The sequence below is a fragment of the Achromobacter sp. MFA1 R4 genome, assembly GCF_900156745.1.
Classification (GTDB): domain Bacteria; phylum Pseudomonadota; class Gammaproteobacteria; order Burkholderiales; family Burkholderiaceae_B; genus Achromobacter.
The window spans coordinates 5,912,185-5,929,902 of sequence record NZ_LT707065.1 but is presented as its reverse complement, the minus strand read 5'-3'; the positions used below and the strand labels follow the sequence as shown (position 1 = coordinate 5,929,902).

17 protein-coding genes and 1 tRNA gene are annotated in these 17,718 nt (G+C 66.8%); 12 read left to right on the top strand and 6 right to left on the bottom strand.

What is annotated here, in order from left to right:
* Positions 1–17: 17 nt before the first annotated feature.
* The 3 genes from BXA00_RS27135 to xth form a co-directional block, all read right to left on the bottom strand.
* Positions 18–440, bottom strand: a complete 423-nt coding sequence (locus BXA00_RS27135) for a type II toxin-antitoxin system VapC family toxin (protein WP_076521457.1) — start codon at positions 438–440, stop codon at positions 18–20.
* A 173-nt stretch (positions 441–613) separates the two neighbouring features.
* Positions 614–689, bottom strand: a tRNA-Ala gene (locus BXA00_RS27130).
* A gap of 70 nt (positions 690–759) precedes the next feature.
* A complete protein-coding gene (xth, locus tag BXA00_RS27125) occupies positions 760–1,542 on the bottom strand; it encodes an exodeoxyribonuclease III (RefSeq protein ID WP_076521456.1) in 783 nt (260 codons plus the stop codon).
* Between the two features lie 274 nt (positions 1,543–1,816).
* On the opposite strand from xth, the gene BXA00_RS27120 reads away from it, so the two are divergent.
* Together BXA00_RS27120 and BXA00_RS29320 are read left to right on the top strand one after the other, a co-directional pair.
* Positions 1,817–2,029, top strand: a complete 213-nt coding sequence (locus BXA00_RS27120) for a hypothetical protein (RefSeq protein WP_076521454.1) — start codon at positions 1,817–1,819, stop codon at positions 2,027–2,029.
* Positions 2,029–2,253 (top strand): Fic family protein, encoded by a 225-nt coding sequence (locus tag BXA00_RS29320; protein ID WP_231952162.1) that lies wholly within the window; start codon positions 2,029–2,031, stop codon positions 2,251–2,253. The genes BXA00_RS27120 and BXA00_RS29320 overlap by 1 nt, the downstream gene beginning before the upstream one ends.
* Before the next feature lie 247 nt (positions 2,254–2,500).
* On the opposite strand, the gene BXA00_RS27110 is transcribed toward BXA00_RS29320, so the two are convergent.
* Both BXA00_RS27110 and BXA00_RS27105 read right to left on the bottom strand, forming a co-directional pair.
* Positions 2,501–3,283, bottom strand: coding sequence for a 3-oxoacyl-ACP reductase (locus tag BXA00_RS27110; protein WP_076521453.1), 783 nt, complete (start codon positions 3,281–3,283; stop codon positions 2,501–2,503).
* 18 nt (positions 3,284–3,301) lie between these two features.
* Positions 3,302–4,105, bottom strand: coding sequence for a FadR/GntR family transcriptional regulator (locus tag BXA00_RS27105; RefSeq protein WP_076521452.1), 804 nt, complete (start codon positions 4,103–4,105; stop codon positions 3,302–3,304).
* 294 nt (positions 4,106–4,399) lie between these two features.
* On the opposite strand from BXA00_RS27105, the gene BXA00_RS27100 reads away from it, so the two are divergent.
* A complete protein-coding gene (locus BXA00_RS27100) occupies positions 4,400–5,836 on the top strand; it encodes an aldehyde dehydrogenase family protein (RefSeq protein ID WP_172805928.1) in 1,437 nt (478 codons plus the stop codon).
* Between the two features lie 100 nt (positions 5,837–5,936).
* Complete coding sequence (locus BXA00_RS27095; RefSeq protein ID WP_076521449.1) at positions 5,937–6,641, top strand: riboflavin synthase subunit alpha; 705 nt, start codon at positions 5,937–5,939, stop codon at positions 6,639–6,641.
* A gap of 45 nt (positions 6,642–6,686) precedes the next feature.
* Here BXA00_RS27095 and BXA00_RS27090 read toward each other — a convergent pair whose 3' ends face one another.
* A complete protein-coding gene (locus BXA00_RS27090) occupies positions 6,687–8,183 on the bottom strand; it encodes a M81 family metallopeptidase (protein ID WP_076521448.1) in 1,497 nt (498 codons plus the stop codon).
* Between the two features lie 300 nt (positions 8,184–8,483).
* Between BXA00_RS27090 and BXA00_RS27085 the strand changes: the two genes are divergently transcribed.
* The 8 genes from BXA00_RS27085 (at position 8,484) to BXA00_RS27050 (ending at position 17,705) form a co-directional block, all read left to right on the top strand.
* A complete protein-coding gene (locus BXA00_RS27085) occupies positions 8,484–9,917 on the top strand; it encodes an amidase (protein WP_076521447.1) in 1,434 nt (477 codons plus the stop codon).
* A 62-nt stretch (positions 9,918–9,979) separates the two neighbouring features.
* Positions 9,980–11,563, top strand: coding sequence for an ABC transporter substrate-binding protein (locus BXA00_RS27080; protein ID WP_156902876.1), 1,584 nt, complete (start codon positions 9,980–9,982; stop codon positions 11,561–11,563).
* An 18-nt stretch (positions 11,564–11,581) separates the two neighbouring features.
* Positions 11,582–12,523, top strand: coding sequence for an ABC transporter permease (locus tag BXA00_RS27075; protein ID WP_076521444.1), 942 nt, complete (start codon positions 11,582–11,584; stop codon positions 12,521–12,523).
* 8 nt (positions 12,524–12,531) lie between these two features.
* The gene (locus tag BXA00_RS27070; RefSeq protein WP_076521443.1) at positions 12,532–13,395 is read left to right on the top strand and encodes an ABC transporter permease; all 864 of its coding nucleotides are present in this window, start codon (positions 12,532–12,534) and stop codon (positions 13,393–13,395) included.
* Between the two features lie 5 nt (positions 13,396–13,400).
* A complete protein-coding gene (locus BXA00_RS27065) occupies positions 13,401–15,053 on the top strand; it encodes an ABC transporter ATP-binding protein (protein ID WP_076521442.1) in 1,653 nt (550 codons plus the stop codon).
* Positions 15,054–15,064: 11 nt separating this feature from the next.
* The gene (locus BXA00_RS27060) at positions 15,065–15,991 is read left to right on the top strand and encodes a glyoxylate/hydroxypyruvate reductase A (RefSeq protein WP_076521441.1); all 927 of its coding nucleotides are present in this window, start codon (positions 15,065–15,067) and stop codon (positions 15,989–15,991) included.
* Between the two features lie 76 nt (positions 15,992–16,067).
* Positions 16,068–17,048, top strand: coding sequence for an alpha/beta hydrolase fold domain-containing protein (locus BXA00_RS27055; RefSeq protein ID WP_076521440.1), 981 nt, complete (start codon positions 16,068–16,070; stop codon positions 17,046–17,048).
* Between the two features lie 9 nt (positions 17,049–17,057).
* On the top strand, positions 17,058–17,705 hold the full coding sequence (locus tag BXA00_RS27050) for an FMN-binding negative transcriptional regulator (RefSeq protein ID WP_076521439.1): 648 nt from the start codon (positions 17,058–17,060) through the stop codon (positions 17,703–17,705).
* The last annotated feature ends 13 nt before the right edge of the window (positions 17,706–17,718 follow it).

Genomic DNA, 17,718 nt, shown 5'->3' with positions numbered 1-17,718 from the left:
GACAGATGCTCGCGTCCTTATGTGTCGTTCCAGGGGTTGATGGTGGCAACGCCGGCCGCCTCGAAGGGGCCCGTATCTCGGCTGGCGACGATCATGCCACGTGCCGCAGCCGTGGCTGCGATGTAGCCGTCGGCGGGGCTGATGGTCTTGCCCGCTTTGCGCGCCTTGGCCATCAGGTGGGAATAGGCGCCCGACGCCTCCAGATCGAACGGGAGGACGCGGCCGAAAAATGCGGGCAACAGCGCCTGTTCCAAAAGTCGGCCATAGTGATCGCGCCGCTTGCTTTGGGGCATGGCGGCCAAGCCGAAACGTAGTTCCGCGATCGTGACGGCCGATACATAGAGCGTTTCGGCGCTCTGGGCATCCAGCCAACGCACGACCTGACCAGCGGGTTGCGGCTTCCAGGCTTCCGATATGACGTTGGCATCAAGAACGATCATTCAAAATCCATCGACCTGGCGGGAGACTTGTCACGAACCTGGTTGATGGTCGAGTTTGCGTGAACTGATTCTGTGCTCCTGACAGCAACCGAGCGACGCCAAGGCCCAGAAAATCGGACGCAAAAACAAAAAAGCCCTGGACCACAAGGTCCAAGGCTTTTCTGTCTGGAATTTGGTGGAGCGGAGGAGGATCGAACTCCCGACCTTCGCATTGCGAACGCGACGCTCTCCCAGCTGAGCTACCGCCCCAAATCAAGCAAGACCAGAAATATACAGGAATTCAGTAGGCCTGCGCAACACGTTCCGGCGCATCGCCGCGTCAGGCGAACTCGAGCGTCGCAATGACCGGCGCGTGGTCGGACGGTTGCTCGTTGCGGCGAGGTTCCTTGTCGATGACGCAGGCGACGCAGCGCTTGACCAGCGGGGCGGACAGCAGCACGTGGTCGATGCGCAGGCCGGCGTTGCGGCGGAAGGCGAATTGGCGGTAATCCCACCAGCTGAACGACTTTTCCGGCTGCTCGAACAGGCGGAACGAGTCGGTCAGGCCCAGATCCAGCAGGGAGCGCAGCGCCTGGCGCTCCGGCTCGGACACCAGGACCTGGCCTTCCCACTTCTCGGGGTTGTGCACGTCCTCGTCGGCCGGCGCGACGTTGTAGTCGCCCAGCACGGCAAGGCGCGGGAACTGCTTGATCTCGTCGGCCAGCCACTTGCGCATGGCTTCGAACCATTCCAGCTTGTACGTGTACTTGTCCGACCCGACCGACTGGCCATTGGGGCAGTACGCGCACACGACGCGCACATCGCCCTCGGGGCTGGGGAAAGTCAGGGCCAGCACGCGCTGCTGGGCGTCTTCATAGCCGGGGATGTTGCGCACCATGGTCGTGCCGGGCACGCGCGAAATGATGGCGACGCCGTTGTAGGTCTTCTGGCCGGCCCAGACCGCGTGGTAGCCGGCTTCCTTGAACGCCGCTTCGGGGAACTTGTCGTCGGTGAGCTTGAGCTCCTGGATGCACAGCACGTCGACGGGGTTGGCGGCGAGCCAGTCCAGCACTTGCTGCAGGCGCACGTTCAGGGAGTTGACGTTCCAGGTGGCGAGTTTCATGTTGTTGGTAGTTCGTTCGTGTATGCGGCTTTCCGGCCGTCTTATTCTGGATCAAGGCCTCTGGCTCCGCATGAGAGCGAGGGCGGGTGGGCGCAGCCATTTCCTACGGAAGCGGAATGATACCGCGCCCCTACGATGCCTTGCCTTCGCGAGAACCAGCGAGTGATGCGTCGAAAGCCTATTCCGACGCCGCCGAGCGGGAAGCAGTTACGTTGCCCTGGGGTGTAGGAATCAAGTACATTTTCGTCATGGCTCCGCTACTGGAGAGAGAGAAATGTCAGATTTCAAGCACTCGATTTCGTATTACAAAGACATTGTCAAACAAGCCAAGACGACGAGCCGCGCGGCGATACTTCCCAAGTCGCTGACGGTGGGCGACACCTTCACACCGACGACCAAGGAACAGGCCAAGGATAGGACGAAGGCGCGAGTACAGGTGATTCTGCGCCATCATGGCGCAGTCCTTCGTGCACTTAAAGATCGCTGATGCCGCTCCTGGACCTGGACCAAGTCATTGCCGTCCATGATGAAATCATCGAGCGACTTGGTGGGATCGTCGGATTCGCTAACGGAGGCAGGGGTGGCGTGGAAGGCGCATTGAAGCGCATTGAAATGCACCAACTATATGGCCATATGGTTGATGTTTTCTCCATCGCTGCTCTTTACGCGGCGGCCTTGGCCCGTGGGCATGTGTTTAACGATGGAAATTAACGCACGGCGCTTTCCTGTGCGCTCGATTACCTATTGAGCGAGGATATTCTTATCCCTACCAGTTTCGCGCTTGAAGACGCAGTTGTTTATCTTGCGGATGGCAGGCTGGAAGCCGAAGAGTTCGCCGAGTATCTGAATTATTTGTGGACGGAGGCGGGGCAGCCGCCTGCTCCGTCGGAAGCACGCTAGTTAGTCGTTCAAATCCTGCAGTCTTCCTTCCCCAGCTTCTGGTTGCCAGACGCGCCCATCACCCCTTCACCAGCCCCCCATCGACAATCAGATTCTGTCCCGTCACCGCCCGCGACCACGGGCTGGCGAAGAACAGCACCGCGTCGGCGAACTGCTCGGGCGTGGTGACTTCGCGCAGCGGGGTGCCGGCGGCGATCATGTCGAAGACGGCGTCGGGCGTGGCGGCCGAGGCGTCGGTGGTGCGCAGCAGGCCGCCGGACACCATGTTGACGGTGATGCCGTCCGCGCCCAGCTCGTGCGACAGGGTGCGGGTGAAGGCGAGCAGGGCGGCCTTGGCGGCGGTGTAGTCGTGGTAGGGGACGACCGGGTTTTGGACCAGGTTGGTGCCGACGTTGATGATGCGTCCGCCGCCGGCGGCGCGCATGCCGGGCAGGGCGGCCTGCGTGGTGTTCAGGGCGGCGCGCACGCTGCCTTCGAGCTGGGCGTTCATCTGCGCCCAGTCCAGCGTGTCGGCGTGGGGGCGGGCGTCGCCGTTGAACTGGAAGGCGGGCAGGGCGTTGTTGACGATGGTGTGAACCGGCCGGCCGAAATGCTGGCTGGCGCGCGCGACCATGGCGGCGACGGCGGCCGGGTCGCGCACGTCGGCCTGCACGGCCAGGGCGCGATCCGGGGCGGACGCCGCGAGCGCCTGCGCGCGATCGGCGCTGTTCAGGTAGTTGATGACCACCCGGGCGCCTTCACGCAGGAAGGCTTGGGCGATGGCGGCGCCCAGGCCGCGGCTGGCGCCGGTGACGATGACGAGTTGCTGGTCCAGGTTCAGTTGCGGGCGTTGCGATGACATGGGGAAACGGTTTCCTGCTTAGTGTTCGGAGCCGCTGTTGAGCATGCGGCTGCGGGCTTTTTCGATGTGGGCGCGCATGACGTTGCGCGCGCCGTCGGCGTCCTGGTCGCGGATCAGGGTGTAGATGTGGCGATGCTCGTCGATGGCCGCGCGCGTGCGCTTCCAGGGTTCGATGTGCACCAGATGGCGCATGACGTTCACGGCGTGGCTGACGTCGTATTCCAGCGACTTGAGCACCTGCACGAAGCGCTGGTTGCCGGTGGCGGACGCAATCGCGCGGTGAAAGCCGTAGTCGTGATGGTGGGCGATGGCGCCGGACGCGTCGGCTTCTTCGTAGCCGGTCAGCATGCGGTCCATTTCCTGCAGATCCTCGGGGGTGCGGCGCAGCGCGGCGAGGTGGGCGCACTCGGGTTCGATCACCATGCGTAGTTCCAGGCCTTCGAGGATGTGGCCGACCCGGCGCGCGGGGTCGATTGCCGGCATGCCGCCCATCAGGTCCGGCTTGGACTTCACGTAGGTGCCCGATCCCCGGATGGAATCCACGAGCTGGTCTTCGCGCAGCCGGTCCAGCGCCTGGCGCACGACGGGGCGCGACACCTCGAACAGCGCAGCCAGTTCCAGCTCCGTGGGCAGCTTGTTGCCGGGCGCGATCTTGCCGGTGGCGATCGCGTAGAAGAGGCTTTCGTAGACGCGCTCGGCAAAGCGCTCGGCGCGGACGTAGCCCAGGCCGGACGCCACTTCCGCCAGCACGTCCAGCTCGGGACGGGGGCGGGTGGCCGCGGCCAACAGCGATTCGAGCTGCGGGTCACGCACGTTGCTCATCAGGCGCGCTCCTTGAAGATGGGGGACAGGTTGTCATCCTTCATGACTAACCCGTGGGGCGCTAAGCCCCTGAAATATTAGGGATAACCCGGTCATTCAGAAAAATGTCCCGAAGCTTGGGATAAAAGCTGTCATTCCAATTGACAAGTTGCGGGGCGCTCCCGTACCTTGCCATCAAACCACAACGCCCGCGCGCACGACGCGCCGGCGGCGCAACCGGCCCAGCCGCCGGGAAGCGCCTGGAGACACGCAGATCCCCCCAACCGGCCGTTCGGCCGCTACTTTACTCCGCACATCGTGACTCAGAAGAACTTTATCGCCAACCAATGGGTGGCCGCTGCCACCGGTGAAACCATTCCCGTCCTGAACCCGTCCGATGGCAAGCCGTTCGAGGCGCTGGCCCGCTCGAACGAAGCCGACGTGGACCGCGCCGTGCAGGCCGCGCGCCAGGCCTTCGAGGGCGAGTGGGGCCAGATGGCGCCCGCCGTTCGCAGCCGGCTGCTGATGAAGATCGCGTTTGCCCTGCTGGACCGCCAGGAAGAACTGGCCCAGCTTGAATCGGCAGACACCGGCAAGCCCATCAAGCAGGCCCGCGCCGACGCCGCCGCCGTGGCGCGCTACTTCGAGTTCTACGCCGGCGCGGTCGACAAGCTGCACGGCGAGACCATTCCCTACACGCCGGGCTTCACCGTCCTGACGGTGCGCGAGCCGCACGGCGTCACCGGCCACATCGTGCCCTGGAACTACCCCCTGCAGATCTTCGGGCGCAGCGTCGGCGCGGCGCTGGCCGCGGGCAATGCCTGCGTGGTCAAGCCTGCCGAAGACGCCTGCCTGTCGCTGCTCAAGCTGGCCGAGATCGCCGCCGAGGTGGGGCTGCCCGCGGGCGCGCTGAACATCGTCACCGGCTACGGCCACGAAGCGGGCGCCGCGCTGTCCGCGCATCCCGGCATCGACCACATCTCTTTCACCGGCTCGCCGCAGACGGGCAAGATGGTGGCCCACGCCGCCGCGGAAAACCACGTGCCCGTCACGCTGGAACTGGGTGGCAAGTCGCCGCAGATCGTGTTCGACGATGCCGACCTGGACGCCGCGATGCCCGTGCTGCTGGGCGCCATCATCCAGAACGCGGGCCAGACGTGCTCGGCTGGCAGCCGCGTGCTGATCCAGCGCGGCGTGTATGAAACCGTGCTCAAGCGCCTGTCGGACGCGTTCGCGGCCACGGTGACCGGCCCGGCCGCCGCCGACCTGGACGTCGGCCCGCTGATCAACGCCCGCCAGCAGGACCGCGTGCGCGGGTTCCTCGCCGAGGCCGAAGCGCAAGGCATGAAAGTGGCCGCGCGCGGCAAGCTGAAGGACGGCACGCCGGAAGCGGGCTTCTACCAGCCGCCCGTCCTGTTCCGCGACGTGCCGCCGGATAGCCGCCTGGCGCAGGAAGAGGTCTTCGGTCCGGTGCTGGCCGCCATGGTCTTCGACACCGAGGAAGAAGCGCTGGAAATCGCCAATGGCACGCTCTACGGCCTGGTGGCCGGCGTGTGGACCCGCGATGGCGGCCGCCAGATGCGCCTGGCGCGCAAGCTGCGCGCCGGCCAGGTGTTCATCAACAACTACGGCGCGGGCGGCGGCGTGGAGCTGCCGTTCGGCGGGTCGCGCCAGTCGGGCTATGGCCGCGAGAAGGGCTTTGAGGCGCTCTACGGCTTCACCTCCCTGAAGACCATCGCCATTCGCCACTGATCGCGATACGGATCGCGGGACGGGCGGCGGCCCCGGGCAAAATATCGGTTAACGTTGATGTTTTGCTTCCGGGGCGCGCCGCCCCGCATTCAGGATCCGTATGTTCACCGGTATTGTTCAAGGCACCGCGAAGATCGCAAAGATCGCGGATCGCGAGGGCCTGCGCACGTTCACGCTGGATTTCCCCCCGGGCTTCTGCACCGACCTGGCCATCGGCGCCAGCGTATCGACGGACGGCGTGTGCCTGACCGTCACTGAAATCCTGTCGGAAACCCAGGCCACCTTCGATGTCATGCTGCAAAGCCTGGCCATCACCACGCTGGGCCGCTACGCCGAGGGCGACCGCGCCAACGTCGAGCGCGCGGCCAAGGACGGCGCCGAGATCGGCGGCCATCCGCTGTCGGGCCACGTCGATTTCACGTCGGAAGTGCTGATGGTGAAGTCCTCCGACACCAATCGCCTGATGCGCTTCAGCATCCCCGAGGCGTTTCGCAAGTACGTGTTCGCCAAGGGCTACATCGCCATCAACGGCGCCAGCCTCACCGTGTCGGAAGTGAACCGCGCCGAGGGCTGGTTCGAGGTCTGGCTGATCCCCGAGACGCGCCGCATGACGGTCTTCGAGGACAAGCAGGTGGGCGACGCGGTCAATATCGAGATCGAGCGCAGCACCCAGGTCATCGTCGACACCGTGCGCGAGACCGTCCAGGAAAGCCTGGGCAAGCTGCAGCCGCTGCTTGAAGCGATCCTGAAGGAAAAGGGGCTGACGTTGGAAGACTTCGTCAGCCCGCAGGGCAAGCTGAAGTAATCCGGCCGCCCGGCGGGCCGCTGCCGACCCGCCAGACCACAGCCCTCACTTCGCCGCGAACGGCTGCCCCTGCGGCCGCACCCGCATCCCCGGCGCCAGTCGGGTCCAGGGCAGGTCCGCGGGGTCGGCCTGCATCGGGCCGGGCGCCTTGGCCACCAACACTTCGTGCGCGATGGGCTGGAAATCGGCGCGGAAGTGCACCGAGCTTTTCACCACCAGCATCCCCATCTCCTCGGGCTGCACGCCGCCGACGCGGAACAGGTTGCGGTCCAGCATCTGCGCCTTGCCGGCGCTGACCACGACGCGCACGCCGCCGATGCGCAGCGTGGCGACCGCGCCCAGGTCCACGTCCATGCCGTTCATCATCGGCCCGTCGAAACGCAGCTTGCCGTCTGACAGCGCCTCGACCTCGAATTCGCCTTCGAACGGCGCATCGCCCGCCACGCCGGATTGTCCGCCCAGGCTGAGCCTGACGGTGGCGCCTACGCCTGCGTTCGTCGCCTGGCGCACCGCCTCGGGGTCATAAAGCAGCCCCAACGCCGCGTTCTGCGCGTCGGCCTGCACCAGCGCGCGCAGCATGCCGGTCGTGTTCGCGTCGCCGCCCGCGCCGGGATTGTCCTGCGTGTCCGCGATGACCACGGGTCGCGTGGCGCTGGCGGCCAGGGCCTGCGCGCGCCGCACGGCTTCGGCCGGCTCCAGGAAATCGGGCGACCATTCGGGCTCCAGCGCCTGCACGCGGGCGTACAGCGATTCCACCGCCTGTGTCACTGCCGCGGCGTCCGTGCCGTAGGCCCACACCACCGGCCCGCACTCCGGAAAATCCGCCGCCGGAAAGCCCGGCGCGAACGAGATCGACGCGATCCCGGGCGCCTGTTCCAGTTCCGCCAGCAGTTCGTACACGCCCTGCGAGGGCTGGAGCATGGTGCACATGCCGTTGATCGGAATCAGGAAAGGCAGCCGGCGTTCGCTGCGCGTCCATTGCTCGCCGGCCTGGATGCGGGCGGCCAGCAGGCGCGCGGCCCGCTCGCCGGTGTCGGCCATGTCCACGTGCGGATAGGTGCGGAACGCGACCAGTCCGTCCGCCATCTGCAGCATGCGCGCGGTGACGTTCGCGTGCAGGTCAAGGCTGGCGACCACCGGCACGTCCGGCCCCACGATCTCGCGCACGCGGGCCAGGAGTTCGCCTTCGCCGTCGTCCAGATGCTCGGTGACCATCGCGCCGTGCAGGTCCAGGTAGATGGCGTCAAAGCCGCCCGCCCGGACCGCGTCCAGGATCTCGCCGGCGATGCGCTCGTAGGCGTCCTGCGTCACATGGGCCGACGGACTCGCGCCAGCCCAGATCACGGTCTTGACGGTGTGGCCTTCGGCCTCCACGGCATTGATGAAGCCGCCCGCCGGAATGTTGACCTCGCGCAGCCCCAGCACATCCGCGCCGCGCACCATCGCGGGAAAGCCCTCGCCGCGGACGAAGTTCTCGTAGCCCGCCTTGGACGGCGCGAAGGTGTTGGTTTCGTGCTGGAAGCCTGCAACCAGGATGTGCATGTTCGTTTTCCTCGCCGATGGGGCGTGAATTCAAGGGTCCGGGAATTATTGGGGGCGGCGCCGCCTTCAGCAATACCGCTAGTGCCGCATAGGTCCGCCCATGGCCGCCCACGCCCGTTATCGCGGGAAATCCCTGATCAATCCTGCGTTGCACGCCGCGAAGTTGCTCGCTTAGAATATTTTTATGAACTACGTAGGTATTGCTAATCAATACTTCAAAAGTTGACCCGTGATCGCGCATCGAACCGGATGCGCCGTGTCGCGCCCGCCGCTCAGGCGCATCAAATTTGCAGGGAAGTCATGCGGATAGACGAATACGAAAAGCTGGATGGGTTGGACCTGGCGGCGCTGCTTGCGCGCAGGCAGGCGACGCCGGCGGAACTGATGGAATGCGCGCTGCAGTTGGCCGAGGAACGCGGCTCGCCGCTGAACGCGCTGACCTACGCGCAGCCCGACACCGGCCGCCGCCTGGCGGAACAATGGAACGAACGCGGCCTGTTCCGCGGCATTCCTTTCTTGCTGAAGGATTCCGGCCTGCCCAGCCGGCGCTTTCCGTCCAGCCTGGGTTCGGCGTTGTTCGACGACACCGAGTATGGGTTCGACGCGACGCTGGCCGAGCGTTTCGAGGCGCTGGGGCTGATCCCCTTCGCCCGCACGACCGTATCTGAACTGTGCATGGGACCGTCCACGGAAGCGCGCCGCAACGGCGGGCCCACGCTGAATCCGCGCGCGCTCGACCGGTCGGTGGGCGGTTCGAGCGGCGGCGCGGCGGCCGCGGTGGCGGCCGGCATCGTGCCGGTGGCCCATGGCAGCGACGGCGGCGGTTCGATCCGCATTCCGGCGGCCTGCTGCGGCGTGTTCGGACTCAAGCCCAGCCGCGGGCGCGTGCCCATGGGGCCGGCGCGTGGCGAAGGGTGGGGCGGCATGGCCTGCGAAGGCGTGCTGACCCGCAGCGTGCGCGATACCGCGGCCGCCATGGATGGCATCGGCGGTTACGCCCCGGGCGCGCCATACGCCGCGCCGCCCGCGCCGGGTTCCTATCTGGATTCGGTGCGCGAGCAGCGCCGCGAGCCGCTGCGCATCGCGTTGTGGCGGCAGGCCTGGAATGGCATTCCCATTGCCCCGGAATGCCTTGCCGCCGTCGAGCGGACGGCCCGCCTGTGCCAGGAGCTGGGCCACGAGGTCGTGGAAGCGCCGTTGCCCGACCTGGACTATTCCGGATTCGTCCGCGCCCATGGCACGGTGCTGGCCACCAATATCGTGCTGGCCGTGCAGGCCAGGCTGGCCATTCGCGGCCGCACCTTGCGCGACGACGACCTGGAACCGGTCATCCGCGATGGCCTGTCGATCGGACGCGAGTTGTCGTCCACGCAATACGTCGATTCGATCAACCGCTTCCACGCGATTGGACGCGCCATCGAGTCGGCCATGACCGGCTTCGACCTGGTGCTGACGCCCACGCTGGCGCAACTGCCCGCCAAGCTGGGCGACCTGGCGCTGGAAGGGGAGTTCTGGGCGTTCCGCGAAAAGGTGTCGCGCTACGCGACCTTTCTGGCGGTGATCAATGCGTCGGGCCAGCCGGCAGCCAGCCTGCCGCTGGACTGGACGGAATCGGGAGTGCCTGTGGCAAGCCAGTTGATCGGGCACTTCGGGCGCGAGGACCAGGTCCTGCGCATGGCAGCCGAGCTGGAGCGGGCCGCTCCGTGGGCGGGGCGGCAGATCTTGCTGCCCTGATCGGCATCGCGGTCCGCCGGCACGATCCGGCGGCGCCGTACCAAATCACACAAGGGGAAGAAATGAAACGATCCTTTATGTTTTCCGCAGCCATGTTCCTGGCCGTGGCGGGCCCGCTGGCTGCGGCGCCCACCGCCAGCCAGGCCGAGACCTCCGCCAAGTTCGTGATGCATGCGCCGCTGCGCGTGCTGGACCCGATCCTGACCTCGGCCTATGTAACGCGCAACCACGGCTATCTGGTGTACGACACGCTGTTCTCCATGGATGCCGCGGGCCGTCCGCAGCCGCAGATGGTGGACTCGTGGACGGTATCTGAAGACGGCATGGCCTATACCTTCAAGTTGCGTCCGGGGCTGGTCTTCCATGACGGCGCGCCGGTGACGGCCGACGACGTGGTCGCGTCCCTGCAGCGCTGGGAGGCCGGCGATGCCACGATCGGCAATCGGCTCAAGAACGCCACGGCGGAGCTGGCCGCGTCGGGCGCGGACACCTTCACGCTGAAGCTCAAGACCCCTTATGGCCTGGTGCTGGAATCGCTGGCAAAGGAAAGCTCGCCGGTGCCTTTCATCATGCCCAAGCGCATCGCCTCCGCGCCGGCCTCCCAGGCAATTACCGAGACCGTGGGATCGGGCCCGTATCGATTCGTGCAGGCTGACTTCCAGGCGGGCGTAAAGGCCACCTATGTGAAGTTCGCCGGCTACGTGCCGCGCAAGGAACCCGCTAGCGCGTTCGCGGGCGGCAAGGTCGCCAAGGTCGACCGGCTGGAATTGGTCAACATCCCGGACAGCCAGACAGCGGTGAATGCCCTGCGTAACGGCGAGATCGACTTTCTGGAGGATGTGCCGCCGGATCTGATGCCGCAGTTGAAGGACGCCAAGGGCATCGCGTTGAAATCCTATGGCAAGAACTCCAACATGTTCACCCTGAGGATGAATTGGCTGCAGGCGCCTTTCAACAATGTGAAGGTGCGGCGGGCGGCGCTGGCGGCCCTTTACCAGCAGGATTACCTGGATGCGCAGATCGGTGACCCCGAGGTCTACCAGGTGTGCGGCGCGGTCCTGACCTGCGTGTCGCCCTATGCGTCCGAGGAAGGCGCCACGCAGATCAAGGCGCCGGACCTGGCGCACGCCCGCAAGCTGCTCAAGGAAAGCGGTTATGCCGGTGAAAAGGTCGTGGTGCTGCATCCGACCGACCTGCCCATCTTCGCCAACATCGCGCCCGTCACGGCGCAGGCCCTGCGCAGCATCGGCATGAACGTCGAGATCCAGTCGATGGACTGGGCCACGCTGCTCAGCCGCCGCAGCAAAAAGGAGGGCGTGGACGAAGGCGGCTGGAGCATCTTCCAGTCCAACATGTCCAGCCTGGACCTGATCTCGGCCGTGGGCAATCCCAACCTGGACGGGCGCGCCGGCACCACTTATCCCGGCTGGACCCACGACGAGGTCATGGACTCCCTGCGCAACCGCTTCGCCGCCGCCCGCAGCGAGGACGAGCGCCGCGAACTGGCCCTGGCGATCCAGCGCCGCAATTACGAGCAGGTGATGTATGTGCCGCTGGGCGGGTATTCCAAGTTCAAGGGATACAACGCCAAGTTCGCCGATCTGGTCGACGCGCCGATTCCGCTCTTCTGGACCTCGCCCAAGTAGCGCAAGGGGATCTCCATCATGCTCAACCTGATCTTCAAGCGCGTGCTGGCCGCCATCCCCGTGATGCTGGTGGTGGCCACCGTGGTGTTCCTGCTGTTGCGGCTGGCGCCGGGCGACCCCGCCCGCGTCATCGCCGGCGACATGGCCAGCGAGCAGGCCGTGGCGGAGGTCCGCGCCGAAATGGGCCTGGATCGACCGCTGCCCACGCAGTACCTGCTGGCCATGGGCGCATTGCTCAAGGGCGACCTGGGTTCCTCGATCATTTCCAAGGACCCGGTGGCGACCCTGATCGGCCAGCGGCTGGGCCCGACGATGGCGCTGGCGATCTGCGCGATCCTGCTGACCATCTGCGCCGCGATTCCGCTGGGGGTCTTCTCGGCGTGGTGGCACAAGGGCCTGTTCGACCGCATCACCCTGGCGTTGACGGTGCTGGCGTTCTCGGTGCCGGCGTTCGTGGTCGGCTATCTGCTGATCCTGGTGTTTTCGGTGAAGCTCAATTGGCTGCCGGTGCAGGGCTACGCGGAGCTGGCCTCGGGCTTTGGCACGTTTCTGTACCACATGGCCCTGCCGACCATCACGCTGGCGACGGTGTTCGTGGCGCTGATCACCCGCATCACGCGGGGCAGCATGCTGGAAGTGCTGGGCGAGGACTTCGTGCGCACGGCGCGCGCCAAGGGGGTGCCCGAACGCTATGTCCTGTATCGCCATGCCTTGCGCAACGCCGCGGTGCCCATCGTGACCGTCATCGGCCTGGCGCTCACCACGCTCATCAGCGGCGTGGTCGTCACCGAAACCATCTTCAACATTCCGGGCGTCGGGCGCCTGATCGTCGACGCCGTGCTGGCGCGCGACTATCCGGTGGTGCAGGGCACGATCCTGTTCTTTTCGTTCGTGTATGTCTTCATCAACCTGGCGATCGACCTGCTTTACGTGGTCCTCGATCCGCGCATCCGCTATTGAGGCCGGACATGAACACAACCGTTTTGGACCGACCCCGCTCGTTCTGGCCCGCGCTGACGCGCGATCCGCTGATGTTCACCGGCCTCGCGCTGTTGGTGGCCCTGGTAGGGCTGGCGATGCTGGCGCCCCTCATCACCTGGCACGATCCGGCCACGCTGGCTCCCCGGATGCGGCTCAAGCCGGTCAGCCTGGAATACCTGCTGGGCACCGATTCGCTGGGCCGCGACCTGTTCTCGCGCGTGCTGTACGGCGGACGCCTGTCGATCACGCTGGCCGCCCTGGTCAGCGTGATCTCGGTGTGCGCCGGTCTGTTGCTCGGCCTGCTGGCAGGCTACTTCCGCAGGCTCGACGCGGTGGTCATGCGCATCATCGACGGCATCATGGCCATTCCCGGCCTGCTGCTGGCCATTGCCATGGTGGCCCTGGGCGGGGCGACCATCCCGACCATGGTGACGGCCATCGCCATTCCGGAGATTCCGCGCGTGGCCCGGCTGGTGCGCAGCGTGGTGCTGTCGGTGCGCGAGGAGCCCTATGTCGAAGCCTCGCTTGGCATGGGCACCCCGACGTGGCGCGTGCTGTGGCGCCACGTCCTGCCCAGCACGATCAATCCGCTGGTGGTGCAGGCCACGTTCATCTGCGCGTCGGCCATCCTGATCGAAGCCGTGCTGGGATTCCTGGGACTGGGCTTTCCGCCCGAGATCCCCAGCCTGGGCAGCATCATTTCCGAGGGTCGCGCGTTCTTCCAGCGCGCGCCGTGGATCGTCCTGTTTCCGGGTGTCTTCCTGGCGCTGCTGATCCTGTCCGTGAACCTGTTCGGCGACGCGCTGCGCGACCGCCTGGACCCGCGCATGGCGCGCCAACGCAAGGGCTGAAGCCGATGTCTTCCACACCCATCCTGGAAATCCGCGACCTGAAGGTCAGACTGCCCGGCGCCGGCGACCGGCGGTATGCCGCCGAGGGCATCGCGCTTACCGTCAATCCGCGCGAAATCGTATGCATCGTCGGCGAATCCGGCTCTGGCAAATCCGTCACGGCCAGCGCCGTCATGGGCCTGCTGCCCAAGCATGCGCTGACGCTCGAAAGTGGCCAGATCCTGCTGTCCGGCCGGGACATCACGCACGCCTCCCTGGCCGAACTGCGCGCCCTGCGGGGCGACCGGATGGCAATGATCTTCCAGGAGCCGATGACGGCCCTGAACCCGCTGATGCAGGTGGGCGAGCAGATCGCCGAGATCTTCCAGTTCCATGGTCCGTCGCTGTCGCGCCGGGACGTCGACCAGCGCGTGCTGGCCCTGCTGGCCGACATGCGGCTGCCTTCGCCCGAGACGCTGCGCCACGCCTTTCCGCACCAGTTGTCGGGGGGGCAGCGCCAGCGGGTGATGATCGCCATGGCGCTGGCGATGGAGCCGGCGCTGATCATTGCCGACGAACCGACCACCGCCCTGGACGTGACGTCCCAGGCCCAGGTGCTGCGCCTGCTGCACGGCCTGCGCGAGCGCCACGACACCGGCATCCTGTTCATCACGCACGACTTCGACGTGGTGGCCGAGATCGCGGACCGGGTGATCGTGATGCAGCACGGCCGCATCGTCGAGACCGGCGCTGCCGACGAGGTGCTGGCCAATCCCCAGCATCCGTATACCCGCAAGCTGATCGACGCCGTGCCCCGGGGGCAGTTCGGCGCCGGCGCGCTCCTGCCCGACGGCGACCCCGTCATCTCGGTCGAGAACCTGGGCATGCGCTTCGTGACGTCCAGCCTGTTGCGCGCCAAACGCCGCGAGGTCAACGCGCTGGACGGCGTCTCGCTGTCCCTGGCCCGTGGCGAAACGCTGGGCATCGTCGGCGAATCGGGGTCGGGCAAGACCACGCTGGGGCGTTGCCTGGCGCACTTCGCGCGCCCCACGTCCGGGCGCATCGTCATGAACGGCGAAGATGTGTCGCACCTGTCCCGCGCGGCCTGGCGGCAGTGGTGCAAACGCATCCAGATGGTGTTCCAGGACCCTTACCGCTCGTTCAATCCGCGCCTGACCATCGAAGCGACGCTCTCGGAGGGACCGCTGAACTACGGCGAGGATCCGGCGCGCGTGCAGGCGCGGATGCGCGACATGCTGGCGCTGGTCAGCATCGACGACAGCGCGCTCAAGCGATACCCGCACGAGTTCTCCGGGGGCCAGCGCCAGCGGATTTCGATCGCGCGGGCGCTGATGATGGAGCCCGAGATCCTGATTGCCGACGAGGCGGTGTCGGCGCTGGACGTGTCCGTGCAGGCCCAGATCCTGGATCTGCTGGAACGGATCCGCGCGCAGTTGAACCTGAGCATGATCTTCATCACCCACGACCTGCGCGTGGCGGCCAGGCTGTGCCATCGCATTGCGGTGATGCAGCGCGGCCGCGTCATGGAGATCGGCCCCGCCGAACAGATCTTCACGCGGCCGGGCAGCGCCTACACCCAGGAACTGCTGGCCGCCATCCCCGGCAAGGAAGGGCTGGGCAGCCGCTGCGCGCCCGGCCTGGCCCTGGCCGGCGCTTGAAGGAGACGGCGATGACACGCGTTGCCTTATTGAGCCGGTCGGCCAATCTTTCCTACTTCCAGCCCCTGTTGCAGGGCCTGGCGCCCGAGCTGGACGTTGCCGTCTGGCCCGACCCGCGCAGCCTGCAGGCCGACGTGGCGGTGTGCTGGAATCCGCCCGAGGGCGTGTATGACGACATGCCCAACCTGAAACTGATCCACAGCATCGCCGCCGGCGTGGACAACCTGCTGGACGGCCAGCGCACGCGCGGGCTGCCGGTCTGCCGCGTGGTGGATCCGCAACTGGCGCAGGGGATGCTGCAGTACGTGCTGTGGTGCGTGCTGACCTTCCATCGCAGACTGGATCTGGCGCTGTCCAACCAGCGCGCCGCGCGCTGGCACCGTCCCGCGCAGACACCCGCCTCGCAATGCCGGGTCGGCCTGATGGGCCTGGGCGAGCTGGGCGGCGCGATCGCCGCCGTGCTGCCGGGGCTGGGCTATGCCGTCAATGGGTGGTCGCGCACGCCCCGGCAGATCGAGGGCGTGCGCGTCTATGCGGGCGAGGGCGCTTTCGAGGCGTTTCTTGCCAACACCGACATATTGGTGTGCCTGGTGCCGCTGACCCGCGCCACCCGCGGCATCCTGAACCGGCGCACGTTCGACGCCCTGCCGCAAGGCGCGGCGGTGGTCAATTGCGGCCGCGGCGAACACCTGGTCGAGGCGGACCTGATCGACGCGCTGGCCGGCGGGCAATTGCGCGGGGCGGTCCTGGACGTGTTTGCCCAGGAGCCGCTGGATTCGGCCAATCCGCTGTGGTCCACGCCCGGCGTGATCGTGACCCCGCACATGGCCACCATGCCGGCGCCCGCCACCGTGGCCGAGCAGGTCGTGGCCAATATCCGCCGCCTCGGGCAGGGCCAAGCCCTGGCCAACGCGGTGGACCTGACGCGCGGCTACTGACTCCGACAGCCCATCAGCTCATCAGCCCATCAGCCCAGCCCGTTATCCGATTGCCAACCCTAGACGAGAAACTTCCATGTATTTTGATGACCCCGCGTTCACCATTCCGACCGGCGCGCCCGCGCCCCTGGACCCGCAGATCGCAGAATTCCTGAAGCGCATGGCGGCGGACGCTTCCCAGTATCCGCGCCGCGACACCCTGTCCATCGAGCAGGGCCGCGCCAACGCCGAAAAGGTGCGGCTGCCGTGGGCCCAGGGCGGTCCCGCCATGGCGCGCACCGATGAGCGCCAAGTCACGACGCGGCACGGCCAGGTGCGCGTGCGCGTCTATTACCCGGCGCAGCGCCGGCTGCCCGGCGCCTTCATGTACATCCACGGCGGCGGCTTTGTGCTGTTCAGCATCGATACGCATGACCGCGTAATGCGCGAGTACGCCGAGCGGGCCGGGATCGTGGTCGTCGGCGTGGACTACACCCGCGCGCCGGAAGCCAAGTTTCCCCAGCCGCTGGAGGAGTGCGTGGACGTGCTGCGCTGGATCGCCGCGTCGGCATCCGACCTGGACATCGACGCGGGCCAGATCTTCGTGGGCGGCGATTCCGCCGGCGCCAATCTGTCCATGGGCACGGCGCTGACGCTGCGCGACGAGGGCACCCCACTCATCAAGGGGCTGGTGCTGAACTACGGCGGCTTCGGCAGCAACCTGTTCCGCAATTCCGTCGTCCGCTACGGCGCGGGGGAATACGGGCTGTCGCTGCACATGATGATCTGGTTCCGCGGCATGCATATCCGCCACGGCAAGGACTTCTTCGACCCCCGGGTGGATATCCTGCGCGCCGACCTGACGGGCCTGCCGCCGGCGTGGCTGGTGGTGACCGAATGCGATCCGCTGCATGACGACAGCATCGAGCTGGAGCGCAAGCTGCGCGAAGCCGGCGTGGACGTCGCGTCCAAGGTCTACCCCGGCACCGCGCACAGCTTCCTGGAGGCCGTATCGATCGCGGCGGTGGCTGGCGAGGCGTTCGACGACACGGCGAGCTGGCTGCACGCCAAGGCCTAGGAGCGCGCAATGTATACCCCGCCGGCCTATGCCGAAACCGATATCGGCGTGCTGCACGCGTTCATCCGTGCGCACAGTTTCGCCACCCTGGTGACCGTGGGCGCGGAAGGCGCGAATGCCACGCATCTGCCGTTCCTGCTGCGCGACGACGGCGGGCGGGGCGTCCTGGTCACCCACCTGGCCCGCGCCAACCCGCAATGGCGGGACTTGCAGGGCGGCGCGCAGGCGCTGGTGCTTTTCCAGGGACCGCACGCGTTCATTTCGCCCAGCTGGTACGTCAACCGCCAGACGTTTCCCACCTGGAACTACACGGCGGTCCATGTGCGCGGCGCGCCGCGCCTGATCGAGGCGCCCGAGGCCATCCGCGCGGTGCTCTCCGAGACGGTCGCGCGCTATGACGCGCCGCTGGGCGGCGAGTGGACCTTCCCGTCCATGCGCGAATCCCTGACGGCGCCGCGCCTGCAGGCGATCGCGGCGCTGGAGATCCCCATCGGCACGCTGGAAGGAAAAATGAAGCTGAATCAGGACAAATCGGTGGCCGACCGCCTCGGGGTGATACGCGAACTGGAGCGCCTGGGCGACACTGGCAGTCTGGCCATTGCCCGACTGATCCGTGCCCAGCCTGATCTGGCGGCGCAGGCGGCCGGCCCAGCCTGACCACAACCGGAGT